9 protein-coding genes are annotated in these 13,754 nt (G+C 70.4%); 5 read left to right on the plus strand and 4 right to left on the minus strand.

Annotation, left to right across the window (positions count from 1 at the left end; translation table 11 throughout):
- Positions 1-145 precede the first annotated feature (145 nt).
- Complete coding sequence (locus ALI22I_RS20120) at positions 146-1,399, minus strand: IS110 family transposase (RefSeq protein WP_202971021.1); 1,254 nt, start codon at positions 1,397-1,399, stop codon at positions 146-148.
- An 896-nt stretch (positions 1,400-2,295) separates the two neighbouring features.
- On the opposite strand from ALI22I_RS20120, the gene ALI22I_RS20125 reads away from it, so the two are divergent.
- Entirely contained in the window at positions 2,296-2,664 is a 369-nt protein-coding gene (locus ALI22I_RS20125) for an NUDIX domain-containing protein (protein ID WP_077007073.1), read from the plus strand.
- A 99-nt stretch (positions 2,665-2,763) separates the two neighbouring features.
- Positions 2,764-3,117, plus strand: a complete 354-nt coding sequence (locus ALI22I_RS20130) for a hypothetical protein (RefSeq protein ID WP_077007074.1) — start codon at positions 2,764-2,766, stop codon at positions 3,115-3,117.
- 140 nt (positions 3,118-3,257) lie between these two features.
- Here ALI22I_RS20130 and ALI22I_RS20135 read toward each other — a convergent pair whose 3' ends face one another.
- Positions 3,258-3,773, minus strand: coding sequence for a hypothetical protein (locus tag ALI22I_RS20135; RefSeq protein WP_077007075.1), 516 nt, complete (start codon positions 3,771-3,773; stop codon positions 3,258-3,260).
- A gap of 159 nt (positions 3,774-3,932) precedes the next feature.
- Positions 3,933-5,474 carry an FAD-binding protein gene (locus ALI22I_RS20140; protein WP_077007076.1) on the minus strand — a complete coding sequence of 514 codons (1,542 nt, stop codon included), beginning with the start codon at positions 5,472-5,474 and terminating at the stop codon, positions 3,933-3,935.
- Positions 5,475-6,034: 560 nt separating this feature from the next.
- On the opposite strand from ALI22I_RS20140, the gene ALI22I_RS20145 reads away from it, so the two are divergent.
- A complete protein-coding gene (locus tag ALI22I_RS20145; protein WP_143532322.1) occupies positions 6,035-8,569 on the plus strand; it encodes an ATP-binding protein in 2,535 nt (844 codons plus the stop codon).
- Positions 8,570-8,695: 126 nt separating this feature from the next.
- Here the strand turns inward: ALI22I_RS20145 and ALI22I_RS20150 are convergent, their stop codons facing one another.
- Positions 8,696-9,883, minus strand: a complete 1,188-nt coding sequence (locus tag ALI22I_RS20150) for a cytochrome P450 (protein WP_077007078.1) — start codon at positions 9,881-9,883, stop codon at positions 8,696-8,698.
- A 1,185-nt stretch (positions 9,884-11,068) separates the two neighbouring features.
- On the opposite strand from ALI22I_RS20150, the gene ALI22I_RS20155 reads away from it, so the two are divergent.
- Positions 11,069-12,475: a GGDEF domain-containing protein gene (locus ALI22I_RS20155; protein WP_179118287.1), complete on the plus strand. Its 1,407-nt coding sequence runs from the start codon at positions 11,069-11,071 to the stop codon at positions 12,473-12,475.
- A 625-nt stretch (positions 12,476-13,100) separates the two neighbouring features.
- A complete protein-coding gene (locus ALI22I_RS20160; protein ID WP_143532323.1) occupies positions 13,101-13,742 on the plus strand; it encodes a hypothetical protein in 642 nt (213 codons plus the stop codon).
- Positions 13,743-13,754: the final 12 nt, after the last annotated feature.

Genomic DNA, 13,754 nt, shown 5'->3' on the forward strand with positions numbered 1-13,754 from the left:
CCTGCGGCGTGCCCGACCTTTTATCGTGTCGCCCGCGCAACCCGGTTGGACGAAGGGGCGAACGGGCAACCGTTCCCGCTTAAGGGCTCTGTGGCCCGGGGTCGATTCCTGGGCGTCCCGGACGTCCCTTCGTCCACAGAAGACCCTAACCTTCCAGCGCGTCGGGTCGCCGCGCGGGGAAGGCGACCTGTTCGTCGTAGAGTTCTTCGCGGGCAAGGCAGCGGTGCAGGCAGCCCAACAGCCGGCCGAACAGGTGCCGCAGCGCGGCGGCATAGCGGTCGCCTTGTTCGCGACGACGGTCGTAGTGGGCCCGGCAGCCAAGCGAACGCGTCAGGGTCGCGAACGCCCAGGTGTGTCCGGTCGCTTTCAGACGCAGGTTGGCGATCCTGCGGTGGGTGACCGACGTGCTGGTGCTGCTGGCCCACGTCAGCGGTGCGGCACCGGCATAGGCGCGCAGACCGCGTGCGTCGGCGAAGCGCAGTGGGTCGTCGCCGATCTCCGCCAGCAGCCGCGCGCCGGTCAGCACGCCGACGCCGGGGAACGACAGGTAGATCTTGGCCTGGGGATGGCGCAGGAAAGCGTCCTCGATGCGCTCGGCCAGGGCATCGACCGTGGCGCACGCCAGGTCCAGCATGTCCAGGCACGCCAAGGCCTGCACACCCATCGCCTCCTCCACGCCGGGGCGGCGGCGCAGCACCGTGGCGCGGAACAGGGTGTGCAGCCGGTCGGCGTGCTGGTCCAACAGCCGCGTGCGGCCGGCCTCGGCCAGCGTGCGACGAAGCTGTCGGATGGTCAGCCGCGCGGCGGAGCTCGGGGTGGGCGCCAGCCGCAGTACCGCGCGTGCCTCGGGGCGCAGCAGCCTGCCGGGCAGGTCGGCCCACGCGGTCAGCGCGGCCGGATGGTATTCGCGTAGCAACGACCTCAGCCGGTTGTACTGGTACTGGCGTGTGCGCTGCGCCTGCCAGTGCGCACGCACCAGCACCGCGACCGCCTCGGCCGACTCGGAGTTCTCGGGCAGAGACCGGTGACGGTGACCGTGGGTGCGCAGGATGTCGGCCAGCAGCGCCGCGTCGCCCTTGTCGCTTTTGCGTTTGGTGGGGGTCAGCTGCCCCCGGTAGTGGTCCACGACCGTGGGGTTGATCGCGATAACAGTCTGCCCGGCCGCCCGCAGCCCTTCCACCAGCAGGCTGCGAGTGGACTCGATGCCGATCGGCACCTGCTTGCGACTGTGCCGGTGACTGCTGCGCAACCCGGCCAGCAGCCTGAGCAGCTGCTTGACCCCCTCGGGGGATTCCTCGACGCGCGCCCGGGCCACCACCTCGCCGGATCGGTCGACCACGGCGACGTCGTTGAGGTTTTCCGACCAGTCCACGCCGGCGGTAAACAGCGGCGGCTTCACACCCGCACCCCCGCCGCGCGCGGGTCGGCGGGCCGGGCAGCTCGTTCTCTGCAGAGGGCTCGCCGGCCCGGGATCGCAATAGGCGTGCACCCGGCCCGCCGACCGCGCGACGCTAGCAGCAGCCCGCACGCCCGGTCCGCCGCGGTGGTGATCGCCTGCCACGTGCGGACAGGGTTGTCGCCGGGCGGCCGCACGGCGATGTCCGACTCCCGGAAGCGATGGCGACACGATCCGGTGTGACGGTCGAGACTCGGGTGCACGGTGAAACTCCGTTCAACGCAGGGATGAGGCAGGGAATCCGGGCGCGCGCAGGTGCCACGGGTGTCGTCGCGGACGCACACCTCGTCGTTGGAATCCTCATCGGACCGCTGGTCGCCCGATGCCGGCTGCTCACCCCCGCTGACGCGGGGAAACGGTCACTGGCTCAGCAGCAGAGCCCCATGTGTCCGCGACAAAGCTTACGACCCACCACCGACACGATCGAGTCGGCGTGTCGTGCACGCCGATCGATCCCCCTGGGCGGACCTGCCTTCACAGTCGGCAGGACGAAGACCTCCGCCACCGGCAACCACGAAGCCCTTCCGGGTGGACATCGGGTTTACCACTGATGTCGCGGCACTCCAGGAAGTCGGGTTCAGACTTGGACGATGGCCACCGCATGCGTTCGGCCGCGCTCCGCAGCGGGTTCACCCAGACCGCCCGTTGACGTCGGTGCGAGAAGCCCGCGCACTGTCCGCTGGCCGTCACCAGAGGGGACCGCTGCTAACGTCGCCCCGCGTGGTGGCCGACCTCGTACGCCCGAACCGGACCTGTTCGGACCGGCGGCCGGACCTCCTCGGGACGACGAACGCCACCAGACCCGCGCCCACCACCGACGCGAGGACCAAGCGCACCCGATGACCACGACCACCAGTCCAGCCCCACGCGTCGGCGCACGCGTACTCCTGCTCGACTTGGCCAACCGCGTTCTGCTCGTCCACGCCCGCGACCCCGACCAACCCGGCCACCACTGGTGGGAACTGCCCAGCTGTGGCCAGGACCCCGGTGAAGCACTACCGGACACCGTCCGCCGCGAAGTCGGCGAGGAAACCGGCATCGTGCTCACCAGCATCGGCCCCGAACTCTGGGTCCACGAATCCCACTTCACCTACCGCGGCCGCGCCCACCACCGCGTCGACCGCGTCTTCCTCTGTTTTGCGAGGGGATCGACTCCGAAGCCGCGTTTTTCGACCGGTCAGGAGCCACGCCGAATGTCTGCGGCGTAGGCGTGGCGAAGCTGCCGGGGTAGAGCTGGGTGCCTGCCTGGCCGATCGAACACCGAGTGAACGTGGGAACTGATCCCCCACCCTTGGAACGCCGACGGCATGGCCGTGCTGGCCGCCCGCATCGGGGACTGGCGTGGTCGCCGCCTGCACGTGGCCCCGGCCAGCAAGTTCGGCTGGTCCGGGCACCTGGTGGTGCGCGGTGCCCGTGCCGACATGCTGGTCTACGACGACAGCGCGACCGGCCTGTACGGCCGCCACGGATTCCTGCACGAACTCGGCCACCTGGTGCTCGACCACGACGGCGTGACGTTCGACCCCGCCACGACGGCCGCCGCCGACGTGGCGCGCCGCCTGGCCGACCGCATCGGCTACGCCAACCAGGAGGAGAGAGACGCCGAGCTGTGGGCGACGCTGGTCGGCCTGGACACCATCGGTCCCAGCCCGGGTGACTGACGTGTAAGAGGACTGTGACGTCCGGAGATTACCTTGCCCGTAAGGAGCCGTCGGGGGGACAGGCGCGGGGAACGTGCCGCAGTTCTCCGGTGATCGTCGCGGATGTCCGGACGTGCAACGACAACGGTCGGCGCGGAGAGTCAACCCGCGCGGAGGGCCGTGAACGAGATGGTCGGCTCGTGGTCGGAGAGGTCGATGTCGCGCAGATAGGGCAGCGCCCGCGGCAGTGGCCCGTCGAAGTGGCTGCCGTCATCGATGGCGCGGCGGGCGAACGGTACGAAGAACAGGTCGACGCTCTGCCGCACGCCGAGACTGCCGGCCAGGTGCCACGCGGTGACCGGCAGGTCCATGCACAGCCGCAGGATTACGAGATGCAGCTTGCGTCGGCCGTCGTCGTCGAGTTCGGCCAGGGCGTCGATGCTGCTCCAGCGCCCGAGGTTGCGCACGAGCGTTCCGGCGAGGTGTCGCGCGTTCCGACGCAACAGGCTCGGTGCCGTCGGTTCGGTGGCGATGCCGGTGCAGGAGGCGGCGACCGCGCGCAGCAGGCCCAGTGCCTGCTGCGGGTCGTCGAGTGCGTTGACACCGAGCAGGCGGGTCAGCTCCGCGCGGAGCTGGTCGAGTAGTCGGTCTGCGCGGGTGGGCGGCCCGTGCTTCATGGTCGGCTCCTGGTGGTGCGGTGCGGTGGGGTGGTCGCCGGCGCGCGTGCCCGCAATGGCGTTCTGGCTTGCGGGCCGGGTGTCGCGCTGACCGGCTGTTGTCCCGTCTTCCGTTGGACGGTGGCCGGACTACCGGATGGGTCGGGTGGGTATCGGGAGTCAGTAGTGGTGTCCGAAGACGGCCTGGCCGGTGGCGAGAATGCCGCTCGGGTCGTGGCGATGGCGCAGCTGCTCGACGCGTGTCCAGCGCTGTCCGTAGTGCCGTCGCCAGTCGTCGTAACCGAAGTCGAGCACGCCGATGGGGTAGCGGCGTCCGCCGGCGGGTTCGACGATGTCGCGCCACCAGAGGGCGTTGCGGGCCACCTTGATCTGCGCGTAGGCGGGGTCGTCGGTGGGGGGATGGGCGTCGAGGACGTCGAACAGGAACACGATCGGGCGGCCGTCCGTGCGGTGGCGGTCCGGGTCGGGCAGCCGTAGCTGGGGTCCGGTGAGGGTGTCGCGCAGGATGGGGAACAACAGGACGAACCCGCCGCCCGCGGGCGACCAGTCGGCCGGTTCCATGGCCGCGATGACGCGGCTGACGACACCGGCCACGTCGTCGTCGGCCAGGAAGACGTCGAACCAGGGCTTCACCATGTCGTCCCAGCCGGCGTGCTCGCGGGCGTCGTTGATCGGCCCGGTGTACTGGGTGGCGTGGTGCAGGTAGTCGGAGTCCTCGGACTCCACCGGCGCGGCCGGATCGGGCAGTCCCCGCAGGAGGCGGGAGGGGGCGGGCAGGTCGTCGGGGGCGCCGAACGCGGCGACGATGACCGTGTAGGCCGGCGTGGTGTCCGGGCCCGGCGGGAAGATCATGCAGAAGACCTCGTCGGCCTCGCCGCGGTCGACCAGGGTGGTCATCGCCGCGACTGCCGTGGCGGGGTCGGTGTAGAGCAGGCGGATCGTGCGTACCCGCTGCGGCATCGGCACCAGGTCGAGCACGACGCGGGTGATGATGCCGTACTGGCCCAGGCCGCCCAGCACCGCTTGGCCCAGCTCGCTGTTGTGTTCGGCGTCGCACCACTTGATCTCGCCGCGGCCCGTGACGACCTGGACGCGCACGACGTGGTCGATCTGCGCGCCCTGGCCGTAGGCGGCGCTGATGCCGCCCACCGACAGGGTTCCGCCCACGGTCAGGTCCAGGTAGCCGGTCAGACACGGGAACGCCAACCGGTGCTTGGCGGCGGTCGCGACCACGTGGGACCACGACGTGCCGGCGTCGGCGTCGACCCGACCACCGGAGTCGGTGGGGTCGATGGCGTGGATGGTGCGCAGGGCGGTCATGTCGATGACCAGCCCGCGGTGGACGAGTGCCTGGCCGTGCATGGCGTGGCCGGTACCGCGTGCCGTGACGGGGATGTCGTGGCGTTGGCAGTAGGCGACCATCCGGGCGATGTCGGAGATATCGCCCGGGACCAGCACGGCCGAGGGCCTCGCGTACACGATGCGGCCCAGGTCCCGGCTCGCCCGGTCGACCCTCGGGCCGTCGGTGTGCAGCGTGCCGTGAAGGCTGGGGATGGGGTCGATCCGGCGTGCGGGGTCGGCGAGGGTCCAGCCGCCGCCGCGCGCGGAACTCCAGCCGATCGCCTCCACCGGGTCGTCGCCGCCCGGGTCCTGTGCGGTCTGATCGTGGCCGGTGGCGTCGTGCTCTGCTGTGTCTGTCATCGAGGATGGCTCCCTGCACGGTCTGGTCGGCTTCCCTGCACGGTCCGGTCGGCTTCACGGCGGCGCGTGGCGCTGTGCGTCGACTGCCTGCCGGCGAACGCCGGTGATCCGTGCACACGGCCAGAGGTGGTGCTCCCCAGAACCTTCTGTGACCGGTGACGACGCGTGACTGGCCGGCAGGTCAGACGAGGCGACGTGCTCCCCGCCGTGGTCCGCCGGAAGCAGCCCAAGTTTCGCCCCGACCACCCCCGGAAGCGCCAGGGGGCGAGATCCCAATTCCCGACCCAGGGGACACTCCGCCACCCCCCTGGATATCACTGTGCGTCGCTGGGGAGTCGCGTTCGGGTGACGGGGATGGTGTTCGAGGTGTGGTGTGACCGACGGTGAACCTGCCCGTTTTCTGCGGATCGACTGGACGAGGGCATTGTTGAGCGGGCACGATCGTCCGTCCGCTACGGTCGGTGGCGTCCCGCTCAACGGGATGTGACCACCTGATGTGTTACGCCGATCGTGGTCGGGCCGGGCGGAACGCGATGGGGGACGACGCGGCGGTGAGGGGCATGACGGTGGAACGGGTACGGGGATCGGCGGGCGACGCTGCCGACGGGGCGTTGATCGGGCGCCGCGAGTTGGTGGCCGAGGTCGTGGACTTCCTCATGGGGCAGACCCTCGACCGGGTGGTGACACTGTTCGGCACCGGCGGCGTCGGTAAGACCGCTGTCGCCGAGGAGGCGGTGCGGGTGGCTGCCCGGCAGCACCAAGCCCGCCTGGAAGCCGCGGGCCGTGATCCCGATCCCGGCTACATCGCCGTCGCGAGCCTGGCCGACATCGAACAGCAGGACGAAGAGCGGCTGCACTGCACGGTGCAGGAGGCGCTGCGCATCACCAACCAGGGCACCGATCGGCCGCTGACCGTCATCGTCAACCACCTCAAACGGCGCGGTGACACGCTGCTGGTGCTCGACAACTGCGACGACCTGCTCGACGAGGTCGCGGACCTGGTCGAGGACCTGTTGGACGACGTGCCCGGCCTACGGGTGCTGGCCACCAGCCGCGGTTCGCTGAACATCGGCGACGAGCGGGTGGTGCCCGTGCCGCCGCTGTCGCTGGCCCCCGGCGACTGCGACTGCGACGACCGGTGCGAGGACCCGCGCTGCGGTGTGGCATCCGACGCCGAACGCCTGCTGGTCAAACGCCTCAACGACGGCGGATTGCCGCTGGACTCCCACTACGACTGGGACAGCCTGGGCGAGTTGGTCGCCTGGACCGACGGGTTGCCGCTGGCCCTGGAGCTGGTCGCCGTGCGCCTGATCGGCGGCATGGCGCCACGCGACGTGCTGGAACGCCTGGACGACGGCAGGCTGCTCAACGCCGAAGCCGGCGGCCGGCGGCGCAGCAGACGGGGCCTGGCCCGGCACCACCGCAAACTGGAGGAGACGATCAACCTCTCCTGGCGGTCGGTCACCCCGCAGCACCGCCGCCTGCTCGCCCGCATCTCCGCGTTCGCCGGCAGCGTCACCTTCGCCGACATCGAGGCCGTCTGCGCCGACGGCGGGAACGAGGTCCTCGCGCAGGGCGGCACGGACGGCGTCACGGTGCCCCGCTCGGCGGTGGTCGACCTGGTGCAGGACCTGATCCACCAGTCGCTCCTCGAACGGGCCACCCCGGGGCGCGTGGCACAACTGGTGCCGCTGCGCCAGTACGGCAGGCTCCGGTTGATCGAGGACGGCGAGTACGAGCAGGTGCGCACACGCCATGCCCGGTATTTCCGCGACCTGGCCAAGCACTACGCCGACACCTGGTTCGGGCCCCGCGAGGTCGAGATCCTGCAACAGGCGTTCGACCAGATCGACAACTTCCGTGCCGCCCTGGACTGGTGCGCCGATCCGGCGAGCGGAGAGCACCACACCGGTCTGGAGATCCTCTACCACCTGGCCAGGCTGCGGTTGCCCTTCTTCCATGCCCTGTTGGGCGAGTGGTCCGACGGGTTCGAGAAGTTCCTGGACCTGGTTCCCGTCGCACCGACGCCGGAGCGGATCGGCTCCACGACGCTGCTGGGATGGATCCGGCTGTGCCAGGGCCAACCCGACAAGGCCGAGGTGCACCTGCGGCAGGCCCGCGAGCTGGCCGCGATGACCGGCCAACCCGCCGACGGGATCGCACCCCTGGTGTTTCTGGAAGGGGCGTGGCTGATGCTGGCCGTCGGCACCCCGGACTGCATCGACGTGCTCGGACGCGCCGTGGACCTGTTCGGGCAACTCGGCCCCGAGTACCAGGGCGACCGCGCGAATTTCCTGCTGATGCGGGCACTGGGCGCCGGGTTCTGGGGGGACGACGACACCGGCGTGCGGGTCGCGCAGACGTGCCTGGAGGACGCCGAACGCGCCGGGGCGCGTTGGGCGATCAGCTGGGCACAATGGGCCCGAGGCCTGGCGCCGTTGATGCACGAGCGGCCGGTGGAGGCCACCAAGTGGTTCCGCGCCGGCCTGGAGACCCAGATCGAGCTCGGCGAGCAGTGGGGCTCGACCTGGGGCAGCGAGGCGTGCTTCTGGTCGCTGGCGGCCATCGCGGGGAAGCTGGCCGAGAACACATCCGCCGAGAGCGCCCGCGACGTCGCCGTGGACGCTGCGACGTTGATGGGCGGCGCGCTGGCCATCCAGCACGACACCAACGTCAACGTGGTCGGCCTGGCCCCGTTCCGTCGGCAACGCGAACGCGCCCGCGACACCCTGACCGTGCTGCTCAACGGCGAGTTCGAGCCGATCCTCGCGCAGGGCGCGGCGATGCCCGCGGCCGAGGTCCACCGCCTCGCGTTGACCGCGCACATCGTCGCGGGCGACGCCCTGCTGCTCAACGAACAGCGCTACGCGAACGCCACCTGGAGCATCCTCACCGGCCGGCAACAGCAGATCACCGCTCTGGTCGCCGAAGGACTGACCAACCGCCAGATCGCACGGCGGCTGCATGTGTCGGAGAGCACGGTGGAGCAGCACCTGACCAGCACCTACCGTGCGTTGGGCGTCCCCGACCGTTGGGCGCTGGTCGAGTGGATGAGGCAGCTGCCGGTCAAGCAGTTGCCGGTCCAGGCGCCCTGACCGACACGCGTCCCGGCCGCGCGAACAGGGGCCGTGGTGTAGGGCACCGACCGCGGCGGCGGTGTTGCACTGCCAACGCCGTACCCCCGCTGCCCGGCCGTGACCGGGTGGACCCGAGCCGACCGGTCACCCCGGCGTGCTGCCGCCCACCTTCCACCGCACCGGCACCGAACGCAGGCCGCGCAGCACGCCGAACGTGCGCCGGGGAGCGAACCCCTCCTCGGGCTCGAAATCGCCGAGGACCTCCAGCAACTCCTCGAAGACCACACGCAGCTGAAGCCGCGCCAGGTGCATGCCCAGACACCGGTGCGCTCCGGCACCCCACCCGAGGTGGCGGGTCGGGTGGGCGCGGTCGAGACGGAACCGCTCGCCGTCGGGGAAACGGGTCCGGTCGCGGTTGGCGCTGCCCCACACCAGCAACAGCCGGTCTCCCCGCACCAGGTCCACACCGGCGAGCACGGTGTCCCGGCGCGCGGTGCGTCCGGTGGCGGCCACCGCCGACTCGTGCCGCACGCTCTCCTCGATCACCGCGGGGAGCAACGTCCGGTCGGCCAGCACGCGAGCCCGGAGCCCGGCGTCGGTGGCCAGCACCAGGGCAGTGTTGGCGATGGTGTCGCCCGCCGTGAGAGTGCCCGCCGCCACCATCAGGAAGGCGTGCTTGAGCAGTTCCTCATCGGTCGCCGGCACACCGTCGACGGTGGTGTTGACCACCGCGCCGAGCACGTCGCGCACCGGAGCGCCGCGCCGTTCACCGATCAGTCCCGTCAGGAGCGCGGCGAGTCGACCGCCGGCCCCGGCGGCCTGCTCGGGTGACGTCGCTCCGAACAGGCCCCTGGTCAGGACGGCGAATTCCCCTCGGCGCGCATCCGGCACGCCCAGGATCGTCGCGGTGACCAGCGGCGGGACTACCGCCGCGAACTCGGCCACCAGGTCCGCCTGCCCGCGAGGCGCCAACCGGGCCAGGACCTCGCGCACCAGGCGCCGGATCTCGGGCTCGATCCGCGCTGCGGCGGCGGGGGTGAAGAACGGCTGCATCGCGCGCCGCCATACCGAGTGCCGGGGTCGGTCGGACTCGAACAGCGGTGCTGTCACCTTCTCCGACTGCGGCAGCACCATCGTCGCGCCCAGCCCGTCGACCGCGGAGGAGAACGTGTCGTCGTCCTTGGCCACCCGGTCGATCTCGTCCCAGCCGGTGACGACGAAGTAGCCGCCGTAGGCTCCGCTGTACGCCACTGGGCAGGCACTGCGCAGCTCGGCGGTCCGCTCGTGGATCACGTCACCGACGCCGGGCGCGAGGTGGTCGAAGTCCGCCATCCACCTCGGGGTCGACCCACCGCCTCCGCGGCTGCCGTGACCAGCGTCGACCGCATCCCGACCCGCCATCCGGACCTCCACTGTGATCACTGTGTGTCAACAGGACTCGACATCCTCCGGCCGCCCCTTTCGGAGACAACCAGAGCTTGATCACGAGCGGCACCCCCGGGTTGCCCGTCCATCCCGCACCGCCCGGACCTCCACCCCCAGTCGGTACGCGCACCTCCCCCTGAGCACATCCCATGCACCCCCTGGGTAGACATGCCCCACCCGGTACGGGACGCGCCTGATCGACCAGGGGGTTCGGTCTCGAAACCGGGGTTCGCAGGCGATTCCCTAGACCCGAAATCTGCGGCCCGGCCTCGTAGTCAATCCGGCGCGGTCATGGCCATGCTGGATCTTGCTCGGGCGGACACCGACCTGCCGTGCCAGGGGACGGCGACGGGTCGACCGCAGCTTGCCGTCGGGGGGTGAGCTGCGGTCTGCCCGGCGCACACCGACGTCAAGGGGTCGGCGAGGTGCCCAGCTCCTCACCGACCCCGCATGTCGGCACAGGAAGGCGGGGGCAGATTATGAATACCGACGAGGGCGTCACGGCCTACACCTGGACGAGCTCGCCGTCCAGGCTGGCGTGGCAGTCGAGGCGTTGGAACGCTGGCGGCCGGACGCGTCGGACCGCCCGACGCCGAGGCTGACCGGACACTGGGTGCGAGGTGTTCGCCGTGGACCAGGCACGCATCGTTCTCGCACGTGGATGAGCACCAGGGCATCCACTGTTCCTCCTCGACGAAGCCCGGCGGCAACAGGTGAATGTCCTCGGTGACGCGGTCGAGCGGGCCGTGGCCGCCTGTACCGATTCTCTGCGCGGTGTGGTCCGCGTCTTTGCATCGACCGACGCTGGGCCTGCTCCACCTGTACACCTTCGGACCAGGGCGAGGCCAGCCTCGTGGGTCGACATGAGGGTTGGGGGACCCCGGACGGGTCCACCCGGCAACAACGGCACCTCCCATGGGGCTATGACGAGCAAGGGGGATTCAGGGCGATGTGGATCAGGGCCATTCGCGGTCACCGCGTCCGGGGGGCACGAACACGAAACTCACCTCCGCAGAGCCTCGGTCCCACGGCACGATTAAGCGGCGGCAAGTCATGGGGGGGCCACCTGTCGCTCGGTCGGGGAGAACTCGGTTGAGCACCGGCATTATCCTCTGGCGGAAGCGGATCACCTCCGCACCAGTGCGGATTCGGCGGCAGGTATGCGCCTGGCAGTTGTGGAGCCGGCCGCGCGGTGTCGTGGTCTGGGTCCTGCTGGTCCACCTGTTCGTGGCCTGTGTAGGCGGTTGGCTGTCGGCAACGGCCCGCGTGGCCGCGGACGATCTGATGCGCTTCGCCGCGCTGCTGACGGCGGCGGTGCTGCACATGGTGTTGACCAGGGAGCTCGAGGAACGCCGCCGCGGCACCCACCGCCCCGGTGGCGAATACGTGGACCAGACCAGCCTGTGGCTGGCCAGCGGCGCGCTCGTGCTGCCACTGCCGCTGACGCTGCTTCTGCTGGTGGGCGTCAGGACCCAGCGCTACCTCGTGGCCCGCCGTCCGCCGCACACCTTCGTGTTCACCACGTCCGCGGTCGCGGTGAGCATCCTGGGCACGGGCGCCGTGGCGACCGTGACGCGGCTGCGGGAATGGCTGACCGCCACCACGTCGCTGCCGGATCGCCCTGCCGAGATGGTCTGGGCGGCACTGGCCGTCGCGTCGGCCATGGCCAGCTACTTCGCCGGGCAGGCGGTGGTGATCGGCGTCGTGCGCGGACTGTCCACTAGGGACTGGTCGCCAGCCGGGCTGTTCGGTGACCGTGCCGCGAACATGGCCATCCTCAACACCTTGGCCCTGGCTGTCGGCATCGCCGTGCTCCAGATGCTCAGTCCGCTGCTCGTTCTGCTGCTCGTGCCCGTGGTCATTCGCTCAGCGCGCACCGAGCAACACCTCCAGCAGGCCCACGCCGACCGAGCGCAACTCAAGGCCGATGCCCTGCACGATCCACTGACCGGCCTGCTCAATCGCCGCGGCTTCGAGCCCGCTGCCGCGCTGGCCCTACTCGACGACGAACGCCTGGGGGAGCCGACAGCGTACTTGTTCGTCGACATCGACCGCTTCAAGCTGTGGAACGGTCGGATCGGACACCACGGTGCGGATGAGCTGCTCAGGGCGGTCGCCGAGGAACTGCGCCGGCAGATCAGACACCACGACGTGGTGTGCCGCTTCGGCGGCGAGGAAATGGTGGTGCTGCTGCGCGGCTCGGACCTCGACCAGGCCATGGAGGCGGGGGAGCGCATCCGCATCGCCGTCGAGGGCCTGCGTACGGCGGTCACCCTTCCCGCCGGTGGGAAACCGATCCGCATCGGCACCGACGGTGTTCCCTGTTGCACCGTGTCGGTCGGTATCGCCGTCACCCGGGGCGGCGGGAGCGACTTGGACGAACTCGCGCGGCGGGCCGACGGGGCGCTCTTCCGCGCCAAGAGCACGGGCCGTAACCGGGTGGTCGTAGCCACGGCATCGTCGACCGCAGCTCTCGTCGAGACGGACACTCCCAGCTGAGCTGCCGGAGCAAATCTCACGGAAAGTTACGTGTCACAGGAGCGGTGTACGCCATCCGAGTGTTAGTCTGACATTGGCTCGCGAAGCCGATCACCTCACGGTGAGCGACGACGCGAGTCGAATTGCCCCCGTAAGGGGGGATTGCGAACACGTTGCGTATCCGCGATCGTCGTCGGGACGGGAGAACCCTGGCGGCGGTCGGCAATCCGGCGGGACCGGCGCGCCGCATTATCGAACACCCGTTCGGTATGGAGCGTCACCGAGGGTGAAGGTCGCTGGACGGGTAAGCCGGGGGGCTGCGCCCGACCACGATCTTCACCGGCAATCGCCGGACGGTACGCGGCGGGACTCGTGATCTGGGGGCGGCAAGGTCTGGACGGGCAACCCGGCTCGTGTTGCCGGGAGGTGACAAGCCTCGGCTCGTCCAGACCGCCGCAGCAGCACCGCCCGACGCGCAGGCCCCGCCTACGCGCACCGGGCACGGGGGCCTCGGCATTGCGCCGAGACCCCACTGGGAGACGACGTCCCGGTCACCCGACCGGGCCCGATGAACAGCAACAGCGCCGTCGGACTGGCCCACCCGGCCGACGGTGACGGCAACGGCGCGACGCCGGTGCCGCGACCAGTGTCGGGGGACACGGTGACGGGTGGGCAATTCGAGCCATTGCGTGTGGCGGGTGTAGCCGGTGGCGCCGGGGTCGGCACGTTTGTGCGACTCCTGACGATGGCCTTTCCTCGATCTCCGATCGTCGACGCCAACCGGTACGCGGGTGGGCGCATCGACGTACTGGTCACCAATAACACCGTCGCCTCGGCGATGAACGTCGGCCCGGCACTGAACGAGGCCCTCCGGTTCCACAAGCCGATCCTGGTCGTGATGGACACCCAGCGCGGGGTCGTCAAGAACGCCAACGTGCATTTGAACCTGGCACGCACCCACGCGTTCGCGGTATTCGAGGTGAGGCACCGCCGCGAATGGGTGGGCATGGCAGCCGCCCCCGGAAAGGCGATGCCCAAAGGGCGAGACCTGGCGATCCTGTGGACGGAATTGCCCAAGGCGATCAAGTCCATGCGCGACCAACGCACGTACATGGCGCTGTTCCAGCCCCGGTCGGCGTTGCCGCCGATCATCCCTTCGCACGCCGCAGGTCCGCGCAACATCCCGCCTCACGCGCCTGTCGCCGGCGGTCTGCGCCGGACGTCGCTGTCGCGCGCCGGTCCGGGCGGGATCGGACTGTGGCCGCCGCCCACCGCAGGGCGGCCATAGGTCGCAGTCGCA

Source organism: Saccharothrix sp. ALI-22-I, assembly GCF_001984175.1.
In the GTDB taxonomy this organism is placed as follows: domain Bacteria; phylum Actinomycetota; class Actinomycetes; order Mycobacteriales; family Pseudonocardiaceae; genus Actinosynnema.

Bases quoted from the DNA above. Each gene is read 5' to 3' on its own strand.
- ALI22I_RS20125 (WP_077007073.1), top strand. From the start codon at position 2,296: ATGACCACGACCACCAGTCCAGCCCCACGCGTCGGCGCACGCGTACTC.
- ALI22I_RS20130 (WP_077007074.1), top strand. From the start codon at position 2,764: ATGGCCGTGCTGGCCGCCCGCATCGGGGACTGGCGTGGTCGCCGCCTG.
- ALI22I_RS20135 (WP_077007075.1), bottom strand. From the start codon at position 3,773: ATGAAGCACGGGCCGCCCACCCGCGCAGACCGACTACTCGACCAGCTC.
- ALI22I_RS20140 (WP_077007076.1), bottom strand. From the start codon at position 5,474: ATGACAGACACAGCAGAGCACGACGCCACCGGCCACGATCAGACCGCA.
- ALI22I_RS20145 (WP_143532322.1), top strand. From the start codon at position 6,035: ATGACGGTGGAACGGGTACGGGGATCGGCGGGCGACGCTGCCGACGGG.
- ALI22I_RS20150 (WP_077007078.1), bottom strand. From the start codon at position 9,883: ATGGCGGACTTCGACCACCTCGCGCCCGGCGTCGGTGACGTGATCCAC.